The 17,433-nt window shown below is 44.6% G+C and carries 12 protein-coding genes, 1 tRNA gene and 1 pseudogene; 6 read left to right on the top strand and 8 right to left on the bottom strand.

What is annotated here, in order from left to right; translation table 11 throughout:
• Positions 1 to 427: 427 nt before the first annotated feature.
• A complete protein-coding gene (locus EHV08_RS08865) occupies positions 428 to 1,153 on the top strand; it encodes a hypothetical protein (protein ID WP_126678954.1) in 726 nt (241 codons plus the stop codon).
• Positions 1,154 to 1,248: 95 nt separating this feature from the next.
• Here the strand turns inward: EHV08_RS08865 and EHV08_RS08870 are convergent.
• Positions 1,249 to 1,322 (bottom strand) — tRNA-Ala (locus EHV08_RS08870).
• Between the two features lie 343 nt (positions 1,323 to 1,665).
• Between EHV08_RS08870 and greA the strand changes: the two genes are divergently transcribed.
• The 3 genes from greA to EHV08_RS08885 all read left to right on the top strand — a co-directional run bounded on the left by greA (position 1,666) and on the right by EHV08_RS08885 (position 4,246).
• A complete protein-coding gene (gene greA / locus EHV08_RS08875; RefSeq protein WP_126678955.1) occupies positions 1,666 to 2,130 on the top strand; it encodes a transcription elongation factor GreA in 465 nt (154 codons plus the stop codon).
• A 72-nt stretch (positions 2,131 to 2,202) separates the two neighbouring features.
• A complete protein-coding gene (locus tag EHV08_RS08880; protein WP_126678956.1) occupies positions 2,203 to 2,601 on the top strand; it encodes an HIT family protein in 399 nt (132 codons plus the stop codon).
• Positions 2,602 to 2,833: 232 nt separating this feature from the next.
• Positions 2,834 to 4,246, top strand: a complete 1,413-nt coding sequence (locus EHV08_RS08885; RefSeq protein ID WP_126678957.1) for an SO_0444 family Cu/Zn efflux transporter — start codon at positions 2,834 to 2,836, stop codon at positions 4,244 to 4,246.
• A 133-nt stretch (positions 4,247 to 4,379) separates the two neighbouring features.
• Here EHV08_RS08885 and EHV08_RS08890 read toward each other — a convergent pair whose 3' ends face one another.
• From EHV08_RS08890 to EHV08_RS08900, 3 genes are read right to left on the bottom strand one after another with little or no spacing between them, the layout of a single operon-like run.
• The gene (locus tag EHV08_RS08890) at positions 4,380 to 5,216 is read right to left on the bottom strand and encodes a FecR family protein (protein WP_126678958.1); all 837 of its coding nucleotides are present in this window, start codon (positions 5,214 to 5,216) and stop codon (positions 4,380 to 4,382) included.
• Positions 5,209 to 6,234 carry a DUF4249 domain-containing protein gene (locus EHV08_RS08895; RefSeq protein ID WP_126678959.1) on the bottom strand — a complete coding sequence of 342 codons (1,026 nt, stop codon included), beginning with the start codon at positions 6,232 to 6,234 and terminating at the stop codon, positions 5,209 to 5,211. Before EHV08_RS08895 ends, EHV08_RS08890 begins: the two co-directional genes overlap by 8 nt.
• Positions 6,235 to 6,240: 6 nt before the next feature.
• The gene (locus EHV08_RS08900) at positions 6,241 to 8,778 is read right to left on the bottom strand and encodes a TonB-dependent receptor plug domain-containing protein (RefSeq protein WP_126678960.1); all 2,538 of its coding nucleotides are present in this window, start codon (positions 8,776 to 8,778) and stop codon (positions 6,241 to 6,243) included.
• Positions 8,779 to 8,972: 194 nt separating this feature from the next.
• Between EHV08_RS08900 and EHV08_RS08905 the strand changes: the two genes are divergently transcribed.
• Complete coding sequence (locus EHV08_RS08905) at positions 8,973 to 9,386, top strand: hypothetical protein (RefSeq protein WP_126678961.1); 414 nt, start codon at positions 8,973 to 8,975, stop codon at positions 9,384 to 9,386.
• On the opposite strand, the gene EHV08_RS08910 is transcribed toward EHV08_RS08905, so the two are convergent.
• Together EHV08_RS08910 and EHV08_RS08915 are read right to left on the bottom strand one after the other, a co-directional pair.
• Positions 9,374 to 9,883 (bottom strand): RNA polymerase sigma-70 factor, encoded by a 510-nt coding sequence (locus EHV08_RS08910; RefSeq protein WP_126678962.1) that lies wholly within the window; start codon positions 9,881 to 9,883, stop codon positions 9,374 to 9,376. The two genes, EHV08_RS08905 and EHV08_RS08910, sit on opposite strands and share 13 nt — an antisense overlap.
• Before the next feature lie 135 nt (positions 9,884 to 10,018).
• A complete protein-coding gene (locus tag EHV08_RS08915) occupies positions 10,019 to 11,011 on the bottom strand; it encodes a malate dehydrogenase (protein ID WP_126678963.1) in 993 nt (330 codons plus the stop codon).
• 388 nt (positions 11,012 to 11,399) lie between these two features.
• On the opposite strand from EHV08_RS08915, the gene EHV08_RS08920 reads away from it, so the two are divergent.
• Positions 11,400 to 12,704, top strand: coding sequence for a Fic family protein (locus EHV08_RS08920; protein ID WP_126678964.1), 1,305 nt, complete (start codon positions 11,400 to 11,402; stop codon positions 12,702 to 12,704).
• A 456-nt stretch (positions 12,705 to 13,160) separates the two neighbouring features.
• On the opposite strand, the pseudogene EHV08_RS08925 reads toward EHV08_RS08920, so the two are convergent.
• Positions 13,161 to 14,846: pseudogene (locus tag EHV08_RS08925) on the bottom strand (SulP family inorganic anion transporter).
• Positions 14,847 to 15,480: 634 nt separating this feature from the next.
• Entirely contained in the window at positions 15,481 to 17,373 is a 1,893-nt protein-coding gene (locus EHV08_RS08930) for a leucine-rich repeat domain-containing protein (protein WP_158676073.1), read from the bottom strand.
• Between the last annotated feature and the right edge of the window lie 60 nt (positions 17,374 to 17,433).

Below are 17,433 nucleotides of genomic sequence, written 5' to 3' on the forward strand. Positions count from 1 at the left end.
TTGTTTTTCGTTACTGAAAATCTTCTGCCTGCCCAATGCTCGTTAGTCGCTCTGCGTTTCATGCCGAAATGCAAACTAAATTGGGCGAAATTGCCGACCAATTTCGCCCAATTTACTCACCAATTTCGCCCAATTTGTTTTGCAACAAATCACCGATATGCATGAAACTTATATGTTATCACAAACTCCCGTATGAGCTTATGCCATATAATGATTTACCTTTTATATGTATGTTTTTTGATAGTTATTGTTAAATATAAATAACAAATGGACAAAAATGTTTATATTTCAAAAGAAAGTATTAACTTTGTACAGAAAACAAAAATTAGAAAAGCAAAAACCGGAAGTAAGTTAGAAACTTTACTATATTTGTTTCAGCCTATTTGTTATCACGATATTATTTAAATCTAATTATATTCAATTTGAAATGAAAAAGTTATTTTTTACTGTTTTCACATTAATTATTTGTGTGAATGGTGTTTATGCACAAGACATGGTTAATGAATTTGGTATTTTTGATCATCTCTCGTTTGGTGTCACGACGGGTACTCAAGGTCTTGATTTCGATGTTGCCGCACCGGTCACGGACTATGTTCAAGTGAGAGCGGGTTATTCGTTCTTACCGAATATTACCTATAAAACCGATGTTAATTATACAAAAAAGGGAAATAGTTATGAAACAGAAATTGAAGCAAAATTAGGAATTAGTAATGCCAAAGTGCTAATAGACGTTTATCCTTTTCCAATTAGTTCTTTCCATGCTACTATGGGTGCTTATATTGGTACTTCGAGTATAATTACGGTAAAAAATCTCCAACCTATCTATGGTTTGAATCCCGGGGAAGGAATAGAGATTGCTGATTATATTATCGCTCCGGGAGATGATGGTATCGCACAGGGTGCAATAAAGGTGGCAGCATTCAAACCTTATTTAGGCGTTGGTTTCGGACGTTCGGTGCCACGCGGTCGTGTCGGTGTGACAACAGACTTTGGACTCCAGTTCTGGGGCTCGCCGGGTGTGTATGAAAAACGAAACGGGAAATACATGAAGATAAAAAGCAGTGATGCTGATGGAGGAGGTCTGTTGAAGTTTATATCTAAGATCACTGTATATCCTATGCTTACGGTTCGTGTTTCAGGACGCATCTTCTAATATAAAGAAAGATTTTCCGCGCGCGATTGAATAAAATAAGAGGATGGGCTTGGTGTGCTCATCCTCTTGATTTTTTGTGTTTAAAAAAAACATTGTGGAGCATACAGGACTCGAACCTGCCACCTTTTGACTGCCAGTCAAACGCTCTAGCCTGATGAGCTAATGCCCCATGAATATTGCGGTTGCAAATATACGCATTTTCATTGATACGCACAAGTAAAAGATTAAAAAAAGGAAAAAAAATTGTTTGTTATGAAATAAAGTACTATCTTTGTGGCGAAAAATACAAAATGGCAAAACATGCGCTGACGGCAAGCAAGGAGTTTGCTGCATTAATCGCAGTGCTGTTTGCGGGGAAACGCCATTAAATGATAGTAATATGCGTTCCGGTGTAGTGATGAGCATGCCGGAATACTTTTTTTGCATTTCCCGAAAAGGCTTGGCTGCAAGCAAAATCGGGATATAAGTAAACGTGGAATAAGAATAAAATTAATAATATTAATAAAGAAATTATGGCATATATGTCACAAGAAGGCTACGATAACCTCGTTGCCGAATTACAGAGGCTTGAAGCCGTGGAAAGACCAAAGGCTTCTGCTGCTATTGCCGAGGCACGCGACAAGGGCGACCTCAGCGAGAACTCTGAGTATGACGCTGCAAAGGAGGTGCAGGCGAAACTCGAAAGTAAGATTAACCAAATGAAACGCCAACTGGCAGAGGCAAAGATAGTTGACACTTCAAGACTGAGTACCGATGCTGTGCAGATAATGTCGAAAGTGGAAATGACAAATATGGCCAACAACGCAAAGATGACCTATACCATTGTCAGTGAGAGCGAGGCAAACCTGCGTGAGGGCAAGATTTCGATTACCACACCGATAGCACAGGGACTGCTCAACCATAAGGTGGGCGACGAAGTGGAGGTGGCCATACCGAGTGGAAAGATAAAACTCCGCATAGATAACATTTCCATTTGAGCCACCGGTGAGAATGGTAGCGGAATAGTGAGGAATTCTTTTATGTTTAACTTCTAACATTAAGTTTCAACAATGTCAATATTCAGTAAGATTGCAGCGGGCGAAATACCGTCGTATAAGTGTGCCGAAAGCGAGAAATTCTATGCTTTCCTCGACATCAGTCCGCTGGCAAAGGGGCACACGTTGGTGATACCACGCAAGGAAGTTGACTATATTTTCGACCTTGCCGATGATGATATTGCCGAGTTACAGGTGTTTGCAAAACGTGTTGCGGTGGCTCTGAAAGCGGCTTTCCCATGTCGGAAAGTGGCGCAGGTGGTGTTGGGACTTGAGGTTCCTCACGCCCATATCCATCTCATTCCGATGCAGAGCGAGGCCGACGTTGATTTCCGCAAGGAGAAACTGTCGCTCACTGAAGAAGAGTTCCGCGAGATTGCTGACAAGATACGGAAAGAGTTCAGTAAACTCTAAATCATATTAATATATAACAAGAAAGAGGGGTTTGCCGGAAATGGCAATACCCCTCTTTCTTGTTTGTGCCGCGAACTATTCGTCTGTCACACGAGAGCGTTGGAAGAAAGTTTGCAACCAAGTTGCAGAATTTTGTTCGTACCTTTGCAAACGATAAGAATAAACATGTCTAACAAAACGCCTTGGCGTTATAATCGTCTCCTTCGAGGAGAAATAGAAAGGGAACGTAAATATGCTTACATTTATTGAAAATTATTGGGATGCACTGGTATTGATGCTCGCAGAAATGGCACCATACCTGCTATTGGGATTTTTCTTTGCCGGTTTGCTCCGCGCATTCGTGCCCAAAAACATCTATAAGAAACACCTTGCGCCACGCAATATGAAAAGTGTGGTTAAGGCAGCGGCACTCGGTATTCCGCTGCCATTGTGTTCGTGTGGGGTCATTCCCACCAGTGTTGGACTGCGACGAGAGGGAGCCTCACATGGCGCATGTACGAGTTTTCTCATCGCAACGCCACAGACCGGTGTTGATTCCATTGCAGCCACATGGTCGCTTCTTGGTCCTTTCTTTGCCATCGTGCGCCCCATTGCGGCTCTTGTCACAGCGATGCTCGGTGGTTGGATGGTAAATCGTTTTGCGCGTGAGGATGAAGCATTGTCGGCAGCATCGGCAAAGAGCGGCGAGCACGACCACTGCGAATGTGGAGACGATGCTTGCGGATGTGAAGAAAGTCACAGCCACGACGACCATCACCAGCACGAATGTGGCTGCGGTTGTAGCCATGAAGAACATGAGGAGAGTGGATTTTGGCAGAAATTCAGCAGTTCGATGCGTTACGCCTTTGTCGAAATGCTACAGGATGTGGGCAAATGGCTGGTTATAGGCTTACTCATTGCCGCGCTCATCACCGTTGCCGTGCCGAATGAATGGCTTGCCGCACTGCACGAATATAAACTCCTTAACATGCTAATCGTTCTGGCTGTGGCAATACCAATGTATGTCTGTGCTACGGGAAGTATTCCTATCGCGGTGTCGCTGATGGCAAAAGGACTCACTCCGGGTGCCGCTTTGGTGTTGCTTATGGCCGGACCGGCGGTAAACAGTGCCTCGATGCTCGTCATAGGTAAGGTGTTCGGTCGTCGCACGTTGTGGCTTTATATAGCATCGATTGTAATTGGTGCGATGCTCTTCGGACTTGGAATAGATTACCTCTTGCCACAGGATTGGTTCAGCGTGAGCAGTATGATAGGTGCCGGTGTCCATTGTTCCGATTGCATTGACGTTATGGATTGGGTATGGATAGCGATATTCCTTGTACTGCTTGTGAATGCTTTTGGTGCTCGTATGTTCCGTTCGCGCGGTTTGTCTCATAATCATGAGAAAGAGAACGGCAACGAGATACAGGCGAATTGTTGCAAAGACCAAAGTGCGGTGGTAACAGCCTATGAGGTCAAAGAGATGTCTTGTAACCATTGTAAGGCAAATGTGGAGAAGATAATCGCTGGTATCGCGGGCGTGGAAAGTGTTGAGGTTGATCTCGTTAAAGGGCTTGCATACGTGACAGGAAAACACGACCACGATGAAGTGGTACGTCTGGTTACTGCTAATGGGTATAGGACAAGGTTGAGCGTTGAGGGTTGAGGGTGTTTTGTTGAGCGTTGAGGGTTGAGGGTTGAGCGAATGTGAAGAAACGTTCTTTCCACTTCACCGTTCATAGTCCCCTTGATTTCACTCATCGCTCAACGCTCAACCCTCAACCCTCAACCAAAAAACTTCACTGCTCTTCGCAATGAATCTCCGCTCCGATGGTCTCTTTTATGATGTTCAGAATTTCCTGTAAGTTGTCTGTTTTGAACTCTGCGGTGAGACGTTTCGATGTTTTCGGGGCTACGAATTTTTTGTTAAAGCATAATGAAAGGTCGGCCACCACCTCATCAATTCCTGCATTTTTGAACACGAGTGTGCCTGTTGCCCATGCCGTTTGGTTAGGCGAACCGGTAGGAATGAGGAGTGGTGACGCGTTGCCGGTGCGTATTTCCGCTTTCTGATTGCGTGACAGTATTATGGAATCTCTTGTTGCGTTTGCCGAGAAAGACACCCTCCCTTGTGAAACATAGACAGTAGTGGCTCGTCCGTTCTGTGTTATCTGGAAGCGCGTTCCGAGCACTCTGACTGTCGATACGCCGTTGTTCACGGTGAACGGATGCTTCTCATCACGTGCCACTTCAAAGTAAGCATCACCCTTTAGTCGCAATGTGCGTGGGTCACTGCTCTCGTAACTCAGTTCGGAGTGTGGTCGCAAGGCGATGCGCGAGTTGTCGGGCATTGTCACTATGCGTGCCGTGTCGGCTGCGGAAATTACCACTGTGTCATCCTTATTGGCAAGATATATCGATATTCCTATGCTTATCAGCAGTAGGATTGAGGCTGCAATCCTTATTAGTGTAGAGCGTTTAACGTTCTTTCTCCACTTCGTTTCATCTCTTTCGCTCAACGCTAACCGTTCACCGTTCATCATCACCCGTTTCATCGCTTCATTGCAATCAAGTCTCCTACTGCGGTAGAACTTGGTGACGAACGCGAGGTTCTTGTCTTCAGTATTCTTATTCATGGCTTTTAATGATGATTTCTTTTTGTGAAATATTATATCCCGCAACTATGCCCAATCCTCCGTTCACGTTGCTATATACAGGCATCAGAACTGATAGACCGGCTTCTCCCAACTCGTTGTTGTAGGTGTCATTGAGAGACTTCATGAAGCGATAGAACTCCGGTGTGATGCTGAACAGGGTTGCAGTGTAAGAGTGTCGTATTATATCTTCTTCGTCTATTGTCATTTTGTGATAAACATCTTCCGAGTCCTTGATGTAATAATCAGTCTCGGTTGGTTGGAGACAGAGGTTCATGGCGTATTCTTTCCCTGCGATACCTTCATCGGTGAAGAAGTAAAAATTGTTCAAGAACTTGCTTCCTTCCTCGTTAAACATCAGGTTGGCGAAGTTTACTCCTGACAGCAGAGGCTCGTATTGTGTGTCCACCGTGGAAAGGAACTCCAAGGTGTCACGACATTCAACCTTTATCAAATTATCGTTCTCGTCATATTTATAACGTTTTCCTACAATCAATTTCTCCACCACCTGTACGGCATAGCGGTTGCTTTCTCCGGCCGGGTCTTTGAATATCAGTGCCAGATGTTGCTTCTTGTATATCCCGCTTCCTTTCACATCAGAGGTCAAGTCCTTTATTGGCACGGCCTCAGGGATAATAGTTTCTCCCCATGCGTGTGGCAAACCGTCTGCCTGAACATCAACCCTCACCCTGTCACCACTCTTCTGTTGTGCATTGGTAGCATAGAATACGCGCTTGCTTTCGAGTCTTCTCACACCCTGCTGTGTGCCGTTCAGATTATAGTTTAGTGCTGTCACATTCGGCCTTTTGAAATCCCCCGGCTTATTGCCGGTTGAAGATTTGCTCTCCGAAACGAACACCTCCGTATATCCGTTTGCCGTCGGGAAGCAGTTTATCACAGCCTTTGGCGGACCGATGAGTTTTCCTATCTCTATGTCTCTGTCCATTTGGCATGAAACGAATAATGCCGTTGCCATTAATATTATAATGTATTTCTTCATGTTATTTCAAAATTTCAAAGTGTAACTTATTGATGGAATGATTGGTATAAACCCTCTCGCTTTTATCTTCGTGGTGTTGTCCTTTTCGCTGACTGTACGCAGGAACATTGAGTTCAGACGGTTATACGCGTTATATATGCTTATGTTGAATATGCGCTCACGACCGCGTCGGGTGATATGGTGTAGGTTAAATCCCACGTCCATACGGTGATAAGTGGGTAGTATTATGTTGTTTGGCCTTTCGTATGTCCAGTAATATCCCATGTACTCTGAACCTACATTGGTGCTCGGTTTGCCCTCTGTGTCCTTTCCAATGTAACCGCTTGCCACGTCAGGTAGTGTCGGCCCTTCTGCCAGTTGGGTGGAATATGTGGCGCGATGCCCCGTTCGGCATATCCATGCCATGTACATTTCTGCCTTGCGTCCCAGCTTCAGTCGGGCGGTGATATTGAACTTATGCCGACTGTCGAACTTGTCGTAGAACCAACCATTGTATAGGTCCGGGAAGTTACGCCGGTTCCATGAGAGCGTGTATGAGGCATCCACCGTGAGGCGTGAGGAATGATAAGAAGCGTCTGCCTCTATGCCGTAGAACCTGCCCCGTCCGTCGCTCATATAACTATCCCAGTTGTCTGCCGGTGTCTGCACATACCATCTCGACGATGACATCAGTGCGTGACGCGACTCTTTCCAATATGCTTCGAGCGATACGAACCATTTTTTGCTCAACTGAACGTATGCTCCTGCTGCCAATTGTATCGAACGCATGGGTCGCAGTCGTGGTGTCGTGGGCACCCAGTAGTCGGTGGGCAGTGATAGATATGAGTTGCTTATGCAGTGTATATTCTGTGTCATCTCCGACAATGAAAACTTTAACGATGTGGAATGTGATGCCTGATATTTCAGTGCCACGCGCGGGTCAATGTTCCGGAACGTCTTTTCCGAACCATTGGCCGTGAGTGTTCTGAACAGTCCGGCTCGCATTCCGATGTTCAGATTCCAGCGTTCGCCGATGTGCATCTCATCTTCCACGTAAACGTTTGCTTCTGTGGCATATTGTGTTCCGGCAACACTGATGTTTGAAGTGTCGGTAGGTGTGATGTTCGTACCATAACTGTCATACTGCTGTCGTGTCTGTGGTCGGAACACATGTTGCATAATATCGCCTCCGAAGTGAATATCATGGCGCATCGATGGCCGCCAATGCAGTTCGGCTCGTGTGCCGAAATCGTTTACCGACGAGTTGTATAGGCGTTTTGTTACGCTTGAATAAGCATCCGAAGAGCCTTTCTTTTGATATAACGTATTGTATTCGTAGTGCGAACGATAGCGTGAAAACAGTGCGCAGAAGTCGGCCGTAAGCGTCTTGCCCAACATGCCTTTCCAGCCTGCTGCGATGTTTATGTTGCCGTATGAGATTTTCAAATTTTCGTTATCGGTATTATTTTCATCTTCCATATCTTTCTTTATTTTCAGGTAGTCTTTGCTTGAGTACAGGCTCAGATAAATGCTGCTGCGTGCCGACAAACGGTGTGTTAGTTTAGCGTTTATGTCATGCAAGAAATATCTGAAGTCCATTTTGTTATCCTTGTTGTTCTTGTTATGTATATAAATTGCCGGTACGGTCACGAAGTCCATCCATGTTCGGCGCACTCCGAGCACGTAGGTCGTACTGTATCCCTGTCTCTCTCCGCGCTCAATCTGTTGGCGTTCTCGTCGCAGTTTGATAGGCCCTTGAAACATCAGTCTGCCGTCTATCAGTCCTATATTCAGCAGTCCGTGTCCTCTAATACTGTCTCCATCGATGGTATGCACATCTGTCACCGACGACAGTCTGCCACCAAAGCGTGCAGGGAAACCACTCTTATAAAAATCGGTTTGCCTTATCACGTCGGTGTTGAAAGCAGAGAACAGACCGATGGCGTGACTGTTTCCATAGACCGGAGTCCTGTCAATGAGGAACAAGTTCTCGTCATTGTTCCCGCCGTGTACGTGCATGCCCGATGTCAGTTCCACTCCCTCTTGCACTCCCGAAGTGCGTTGCAGCGTCTTCAGAAGGTCGGGCGATGACAGCACAGAGAACTCTGTGTTCAGTTCGGCAGACGACAGTGTGCGTTTACCGGTCTGCGTGGAGAGAACTCGCGAATGCATATCGCCGCGCACCACAACCTCATCAAGACTGTCGGAGCGGAAAATCTCTGCCTCCATTTCTTCATGCTTCTGCTCTCGTTGAGCCTTCATCTGCTTCTTCACGCGTTTCTTTTCGCGCCTTTTTGCATTTTCTTGGAACAGCATCACATAGTCGCCTTTCTGCCGGAACGTTATTCCGGAGTTGTGGAAAAGCATTCTCAACCGCTGTTTCAGATTGCCCACGAGTGGCAAACCGCTGTATTCCACGTCAATCGGAAGGCTGCTTTCATAAACGAAACTCACTTGCTTTTCGTGCTTGAGCCGTTCCATTTCCTCCCGGATAGTGGTCTTGTTCTGTGCCAGACAGATGGCAGGCAGTATTGACAGCGCGAGGAAGAGCATGATGTTTTTCATTCTTTTTTCTCTTTTTTGCCATGACGTGATTATACATTCATATCCCCCATATCACTGTTGTTAATAAAAATTAAAGTCCCTATTTTCCTTTACAAAAGCCTGCTATGTCATCATTCTTTTGTTTTTTTAACACCGAGAATATGGGGTAATGTATGAAATAACCGTTATAAGAATGTATTTTTAAAATAATAATTATGATGAAAAAGAAGTTTACTTATCTTCTCATGGCAATGGCCATGATGTTTACGGTTACCTCTTGCGGTGACGATGTAGAAACGCTTATTACCGGAAAGACGCTGAAAAACACAGAGTGGAGCGGTTCGTTCACAAAGATGAAGGACGGCGTAGTAGATGAAGTGAAACCTGTCACAATGAATTTCGACAGCGACAATCACGGTACGTACGTGCTGAATGACAAGACCTGTGAGTTTGATTTTGCCATCAACGGAACCAAATTCTCCTTGATGCACGGCTATTACACCGATGTGAACGGCACATACGAAATGGAGTCAACGGTTCTCGGCAACACTCTCGTTATGAGTAAGACCGAAGGCAACAGGACGGAAACGTTCAAACTAAACCGTGGAAATTCAAATCAGGACAAGTAGGACAATAAATAAATGAATTTGCCGGCCTTGCCTCTCAACGTACGCAGGGCACGGCTTATAAGATGCTCGACGGTTTTGATTGAGATATCCAGTTCGTCGGCAATCTCCCGATAGCGCATACCGTCGCGCTTGCTCATCAGCAACACCTCGCGCTGACGTGCCGGAAGGGCATCGATGGCAGTCCAAAGTTCCGCTTCGTTAAGTGAACGGTCGGCAGCCTCTTCGTCAGATATTTCGCCGTCGATGTCGTGGGGTTTTATGTCTTCGCACTTGTTGCCGGCGTTGCGAAGATAGTCTATACAACGATTACGGGTGGCAGAATAGAGATATGCTTTGGTGTTCTCTATCTCTGCCCCTTTTCTTATTCTCTCTATAAGGCGGAGGAAAGACTCTTGCACGATGTCCTCTGCGGCATCAATGTCTTGCAGATAGTGTAGCGCATAGAGGCAGAGCGGCCTGTAATGGTAGCGGAAAAGAAGGTCGGTATTGGTTTCCATGACTTACATTGCGTTCCGTATTATGCGCCTACATATATAAATATGCTGCAATCATTATTCAAAAGCCGGGAATCAAGAAAACCGTTTATGATTTTCTTGGTTCCCGACTCTTTATTTATTATTGTATTTTCAATATTACAAGTTCGGGTTGATCTTGTTCCACTCGCTCACCGGAGGAACGATGTTGAGCGTTACAAGTTCGTCGCGCATTTTGCAGAGGTGCTCGTAACTTGCGTCGAGTTTTGCGTTCTCTTCAGGTGTTCCCTGTGGAACTTCAAACTTAGCGCCTTCGCTTGTCATGCTGGTCTGCATTGCCATCATGATGTGGTCATACTTCTCAGTCTTTACATAAGTACCTACAGGGAAACGGAATGTCTCGCCACCCATGGCTGCGCGTATCATCTCAACAGAGAGATATGACGGGCTTTGGAAAGAACTGCGACCGCGGAGTTCGATAATCTTGGCACCACCCTTGGTCACGTCGGTCTTCATCTGCTCCCATTCTGCTACCGGGAACTCGTCAGTACCGATGATGTCGGTCAGTTTGCGACCTGCCACTTTTACGTGACTGCCGAATACTGCCATCTGCTCACCGTGTCCGCCGTATGTTGCACAACCGGTGATTTCGTCTTGCATAACGTTGAATTTCTTTGCCAATGCGCTCTGGAGGCGTGTTGTGTCAAGACCTGCGAGTGTTGTTACCTGACCCGGTTTCAGTCCTGAGTAGAGCAGAGTTACAAGACCGGTGAGGTCAGCCGGGTTGAAGATGATAACCACATGCTTCACATCGGGGCAGTATTTCTTTATGTTCTTTCCCAATTCCTCTGCTATCTTGCAGTTGCCGGCCAGCAAATCCTCGCGTGTCATGCCTGCCTTGCGTGGCGCACCACCCGAAGAGATGATATATTTAGCGTTCTTGAAAGCCTCTTCCACGTCTGTGGTAGCAGTGATTTTCACGTTGCCGAAGCCACTTTGGCGCATCTCCTCTGCCACACCTTCCGGTGAGAACACGTCATAAAGGCAGATGTCGTTTGTCAGACCCATCATCAATGCTGTCTGAACCATGTTTGAACCAATCATTCCGGCTGCGCCGACGATTGTGAGTTTCTCGTTTGTTAAAAATGCCATAACTGTTTGTTTTTATTATTATAAATAATGATACTCTGCCTGCAAAGTTAGAAAAAAAAAGTGTAACAAAACCTATTCCCTTGGAATAAAAGTGTTATATTTTCTAAAAGATGCGGCATCAGGGGCATATAGCGTTGTTCCTCACAGATAAATGCATATCCGACATGGAAATTGATAAGCATTTGTCTCACTCCTTATATATAACGATGAACTCGCGTATCAATAATTACCAATTACAAGTTGGTATCGGACGATTTTCAGTAAAAACGCCGCATAATCTGCGTTATTTTACAAAATTTTTTGGCGATTTGGAATTATTTTAGTAGTTTTGTCGCAGAAATTGCGACGATATAGGTACTATTTCGTTGCACAAAAATAAGAAAGTGTTATGTATATCCACGAAAGAGACAATTGGACAAACTTCCGTTGGGACGCTTCGCAGGTGTCACTCCTTCAGGAGAAAGTGTTTCGTAAACAGGGTTTGCTTTATGGCAGGCTGAGTTCTTTGGATTTTGACAGCAAACTGCTTGCTATGGCAGAGAACCTGACTTATGATATAGTGTATTCTTCGGAGATTGAAAGCATCCGGTTGAACGTTGATCAGGTTCGTTCTTCACTTGCCAGACGACTTGGGATAGAGAACGTGAAATTCACCGCCCCTTCTCACTATGTTGATTCTGTTATCAATGTAATGCTCGAAGCGGTTCAACATTATGATATGCCTCTCAATAAAGAGAAACTTTGCGCTTGGCAAGCCGCTTTCTTTACATCCGGTTATAGCGAAGGTCGCCGGATAGAGATTGGTCACTACCGAACAAACGAGGAGCATATAGTAAGTGGAATGTTCGGACGCGAGAAAATTCACTATATTGCTCCTTCTCCTGACCGCGTAGAAGAGGAGATGGAAAGGTTCCTGGTATGGTTTGATGGAGAAGAGTCTGTAAGTAGTGTCATCCGTTCTGCCATCGCTCATTTTTGGTTTGTGAGCATTCATCCCTTTGAGGATGGCAATGGACGATTAGCCCGCATCCTTTCAGACATGCTACTGGCTCGTGGAGAGAAGAGTGATTTCCGTTTCTACAATGTTTCATCACAGATTAACAAGGACAAGAATCGCTATTACGACATTCTTGAACGTATGCAGCGTGGCGATGGTGACATTACAGAGTGGTTAGTGTGGTACATGCAGAAATTGGTAGAGGCACTTGACGAAGCAGATACCATCGTCAGTAATATCCTGAACAAGAGTTTTTTCTGGCAGAAGGCATCGTCTGTGCCAATGACAGAACGACAGACCCAAATGCTCAATCTGTTTCTTGACGGCTATGAGGCAAAGATAACGTCAAAGGCATGGGCAACGTTGGCAAAGTGTTCGAAAGATACGGCTATACGTGACATACAAGACTTGGTTGAAAAGAATGTCCTTATAGAGGACATACCGGGAGCAAAGCGACCAAGTTACTCCATCGTATATGATGCAGAGGATTTGACGCAATTTTTCACCGAGGTAAGCATAACTGAAGAAAATGGCACTCCATATCTCCATGCTTTGTTTAGGGGCAAGAAACCTATATGCGAAAGAATTCTAAGGCTTGATGCTGACCGATACAGGAAAGGAGATTTGCCTTTGTCTAATCTGCTCGGTAAATACTGCTCGTATATAGTTTCAACTCAAATTTGTCAAGGACGCTAATGACCGCTTTGGTTTTAATCCAAATCGGTCTTTAGAACCCAACTGATTTTGTTCGATTGCACAGGCAGATGTGCCGGCGTTTCATCGAAGGCGTAGCGGGCTACGTCGAGATGTAATGGCTGCGCAGATGTAGGCAAGCGGACTAAAGCGGTAGGGAAGCGTATCGGTAATGGTAAATCTAAGCAAATGCGGTCTAATGTCCGATTTGGGTTTAAGCAACAGAAACTTATCTAAACAACAGGGAAGCACTACATCAATGGCGAATGTTAGTAAATGCGTTCTGATGAACCGATTGGGGGTTAAAGTATGATATACACTCGCGTACCAATTTGGGCGAATTTGGTCGGCAAATTCGCCCAAATTGTATTGCTGACCATAATCTGCTCAACAATAAAACAAAATCTGTTCGGGAGTTAATGGCTGTTTTAGGTTTAACTAATAGTATAAAGGCAAATATTATTTTGCTGAAGCCAATACGATTTGTTTAGCACGCTCCAGTGCTAAATTAATATGGCTACAGATATTCTCGCCACCCAATAGTTCATCGAATTTGGCTTTCAACAATACGTTTTTTACATTCGGGAGGACGCCTGATAGTACAATTGGTATTCCTTGTTTGCGCGATTGTTCGCACATTACAGCAAGGTTATGAAGTCCCGTAGAATCAATGAACGGAACTTTACGCATACGAATAATGCGGACTTTCGACTTATCGCCCATAGTGGACATAAGTTCCTCGAAACGATTGCCAAGTCCAAAGAAATAAGGACCATAGATTTCGTACACTTCTACGCCATCGGGAATGGTGAGATATTTCTTATCTAACAGTACATCAGTATCATCGTTCAAATTAATCTTATCGGTGATAAGACGTACATCGGTTATTTCCGCCACACGACGCATCAGCAGCAAACAAGCGATAAGCAAACCTACTTGGATAGCAACCGTAAGGTCGAAAACCACAGTAAGTAAGAAGGTAACAAGCAAAATAATAATATCCGACTTAGGTGTTTTAAGCAAAGCTGCAAAAGTTCTCCAACCACTCATATTATAAGCCACTCCAACCAACACACCCGCCAAACACGACATTGGTATATACTGCGCCAAAGGCATCATAAACAAGAAAATGAGCAAGAGCACAATGGCATGAACAACACCTGCAAGAGGCGATTTGCCGCCATTGTTTATATTGGTCATTGTACGTGCAATAGCACCCGTAGCAGGTATTCCGCCAAACAATGGTACAAGCATATTGGCAAGTCCTTGTCCTATCAGTTCTGAATTAGAATCGTGCCGTTCGCCCGTTACACCATCGGCAACAGTGGCTGAGAGTAACGATTCGATTGCTCCAAGCAAGGCAATCGTAAGCGCAGGAGCGACCAGTCCTTTCATAATTTCAAAGTTGATGGTTGGCAAAGACAGTTCGGGCAATTTATTACTAATAGTAAAGCGGTCGCCAATGGTTTCTATGGAGTTTACCCCACAATATTGCTGCAATATCCAAGCAGCCAAAGTCATTACAACAATTGCTACCAACGAACCCGGAATTTTCTTTGAAAAACGCTTCGTGTTCATAATAATAACAATGCTTAAAAGTCCAACCGCAGTGCTTCACCAGTTGATAGAAGTTAGCGATTGACCGTATGTTGCCCATTTGCCCAAGAAGTCAGAAGGCATATTGGTTACCGTCAAACCGAATAAATCTTTCACTTGAGTAGTAAAAATGGTAAGGGCAATACCTGCCGTAAAGCCTACTACAATAGGATAAGGAATGTATTTTATGATGGTTCCCAACTTCAGAAAACCAAGTAAAACAAGAAACATACCTGCCATAATGGTGGCTACCATAAGTCCATCGAAACCATAGTCTTGAATAATGCCATAAACTATAACGATGAAAGCACCGGTAGGACCACCGATTTGTACTTTACTGCCACCAAAAACAGAAATAATGAATCCCGCAATTACTGCTGTTATAATACCTTTCTCAGGAGAAACGCCCGATGCAATGGCAAAAGCGATAGCCAAAGGCAATGCAACAATACCAACAATTATGCCTGCCATCGCATCAGCACTCAAATTCTCTTTACTATATTCTCGCAAAGATGTCCAAAATACCGGAGTGTATCCAAATAGCTTCATTTCTCTTAAACTTATTTTGATATGATATTACAACTGCAAAGTTAGCAAAAAAATACCACATGGCAAAGTAATAGTTGTCCGGTCGTAAATAAAAGTAAGTTCTTACCAATAGTGTCCTAAATATTTTTTGTAAAACTCACGAAACCATGAGAGTGCGTCAAAATACAAATTAATTACCTGACAATTTTCAAACTGTTAGTAGGGTTCTAATAAAAGCAAAGAAAAGACCATTTCTTTACTCGAAAACGAGTCTTGAAATGGCCTTTTCATATTGAATTATTTCAAACTGTAAGATTCTCAAAAAGATATTTGCATTTTGACACACCTTCAACTTTGTATGCGTTTTCACAAAATTATTTTGGACACTATTGCTATTTATGGGCACTTACTACATACTGTTTCTATTAAGATTAAACCGCAGGAATTGCCGGTACATGTAAAAAACGAGACAGTTAGAACTTTTTTTTATGAGGGCTCCTATCACGAACTCGAGTATAAAATATCCTTGTAAATGAATGTTGATAAAATAAAATAATTCACGTCCCACTCACAGTTGCCGGCGTTCTTGATATAATGGAAACGCTATTGTCGTGAATGGGACGTGAATTATTTGTTTGTATTATTTGTCAGAACTTTATAGTTGCACCTTTATGCTATGTGTTCCGGCTGCGCCTTGCAGTACGAGGATGTGGATCCCGTGCGAAATGCCATTGGCATTGAGTGTCGCTGTGGTGCTTCCGGAGATAATGGTGCGACCCACTCTGCGACCGCTCATGTCGATGAGTTGTGCGATGTTGTATCCTGCCGGTATGTTCTCAATGGTGCATATACCGTTCTCAACGCTCACTTTTACACCGCTGTCGGTCGTAATATTCTGTACGCCACTTGTCTCGTTGATTTGGAATGTCTTCCATTCCAATGATGCCTGATAGTTGGGCTTGCTGCCTGCCGGAACAAGGAGTTGGCATTTGCCGGTCCATAATGGAGCACCTTCACCCTCGAATGGGCTGTCGCCGAAATCGGTAACGGCAGGAGTTGCTGTCTTTACGGTGATTCTGCTGATGTTCTCACAGCCCCAGAATGGGCGCATTCCCATTGTGGTGAAGTTTGGAGAGAATTCTATTTCTTTCAGATTGGCGCAGAACCAGAATGCAAGGTCTTGAACTTTTACGAGTGCGTCGTTGGTGACAAGTTTGGTATTGGTGCGTGCGTTAGGATAGCAGTAGAGTTTGGTGAAGTCCTTGCTGTAGAGCACACCGTCTTCTGCGGCATACTTGTTGTTCTCGTCGCTTACGGTTACCTTCTCCAATGCGAGGCAGCCGAGGAACGGATTTTGTACCAATTCCGGTTGCGCTTTGCCCAGTATTATCTCCTTGAGCCCGCTGCACTCTGCGAATGCTCCATAGTCGATTGTAACAATGTCGTCCGGGAAAGATAGTTTCTCAACACCGTGGTTGTGGAAGAAAGCCAGTTCGCCGATTCTCTTTAATCCTGTTCCGAAGTTTATGGCTTTGATGCCTTTGCAGTTTCTGAAAGCCTCATTGCCTATTTCTTCAAGCGAATTGGGGAAATTGAGAGTGTCTATCATCTCGCAATCCGAGAATGCGTGCATTCCGATGCTTCTCAAAGAGTTGTTGAAACGCACCTTGCTAAGTTTGCTGTTGTCTTTGAAAGCCAAGTCGGCAATGCTCTGCAGTGTTGTGGGCATTGTCACCTCCTTTAGTTCGCTGCAGAATTCGAAGCACCGTTCGGGTATTAGTTCCACGCCTTCAGGTATGGTAATCTTTTCGAGTGCCACTGCACTATAGAAACATTCCGGGTCTATTTCGGTAACGTGTGAAGGCAGGTGCAGGGTGCGCAGTTTGTTGGTCTGCTCGAATAGACGCATGTGCAACTGTTTCACTCCTTCCGGAATGGTAATATTGTCGATTGCTCTGCAATGAGTAAATGCATATCCTCCGAGGTGTTCGAGTTTTGAAGGCAGGGTGATGCTTTCGAGTGCTACGCAGACACCGAATGCCGTACTGTTGATTCGTGTTATATCGTCAGGCATCACGACCTCTTTCAGCGATGTGCAGGTAAAGAAACAGCCGATACCTATTTCGCGTATGTTGTTGGGCAATATTATCTTCTCTATTGTGAAGCAGTTGTAGAAAAGTTTGTCTGGAAGCAGGTTGGGCGCATCTTCCAGGACGTTATAGTCGCGCGGAGTGCCTTTGTCCTCGATGTGTATGTAGTATGAACCGCCCGGGACTATGACAGCCTCTGAGAGGTCTATCGTCTTTAGATTTGTTCTGTAGAAACCTCCGTATTCGTCTGAGCCGCAGAATCTTCTTACGAAACGTAGGTCGTAACCATTTATACTTCCGGTTATTTTCAGCGAGCCGACCTTGTCTTCCCATAGTTCTACCGGAGCGATTTCTTCGAGTGTTCCCGGTGTGGTTACGTTGATGACGGTATTGATCAGTTCTTCGCCATCTTGCGCTTTTGCTGTCATACTTGTCAGACAACACAGTATGACTGCCATGCAATAAAATAGTTTTTTCTTCATAAAGATATTTTGTTATATATTTTAGGCATTTGTATT

The organism is Prevotella koreensis (genome assembly GCF_003977605.1).
In the GTDB taxonomy this organism is placed as follows: Bacteria; Bacteroidota; Bacteroidia; order Bacteroidales; family Bacteroidaceae; genus Prevotella; species Prevotella koreensis.

Coding starts and splice junctions, on each gene's coding strand:
- EHV08_RS08865 (WP_126678954.1), top strand. CDS start 428: ATGAAAAAGTTATTTTTTACTGTTTTCACATTAATTATTTGTGTGAAT.
- greA (WP_126678955.1), top strand. CDS start 1,666: ATGGCATATATGTCACAAGAAGGCTACGATAACCTCGTTGCCGAATTA.
- EHV08_RS08880 (WP_126678956.1), top strand. CDS start 2,203: ATGTCAATATTCAGTAAGATTGCAGCGGGCGAAATACCGTCGTATAAG.
- EHV08_RS08885 (WP_126678957.1), top strand. CDS start 2,834: ATGCTTACATTTATTGAAAATTATTGGGATGCACTGGTATTGATGCTC.
- EHV08_RS08890 (WP_126678958.1), bottom strand. CDS start 5,216: ATGAATAAGAATACTGAAGACAAGAACCTCGCGTTCGTCACCAAGTTC.
- EHV08_RS08895 (WP_126678959.1), bottom strand. CDS start 6,234: ATGAAGAAATACATTATAATATTAATGGCAACGGCATTATTCGTTTCA.
- EHV08_RS08900 (WP_126678960.1), bottom strand. CDS start 8,778: ATGAAAAACATCATGCTCTTCCTCGCGCTGTCAATACTGCCTGCCATC.
- EHV08_RS08905 (WP_126678961.1), top strand. CDS start 8,973: ATGATGAAAAAGAAGTTTACTTATCTTCTCATGGCAATGGCCATGATG.
- EHV08_RS08910 (WP_126678962.1), bottom strand. CDS start 9,883: ATGGAAACCAATACCGACCTTCTTTTCCGCTACCATTACAGGCCGCTC.
- EHV08_RS08915 (WP_126678963.1), bottom strand. CDS start 11,011: ATGGCATTTTTAACAAACGAGAAACTCACAATCGTCGGCGCAGCCGGA.
- EHV08_RS08920 (WP_126678964.1), top strand. CDS start 11,400: ATGTATATCCACGAAAGAGACAATTGGACAAACTTCCGTTGGGACGCT.
- EHV08_RS08930 (WP_158676073.1), bottom strand. CDS start 17,373: ATGGCAGTCATACTGTGTTGTCTGACAAGTATGACAGCAAAAGCGCAA.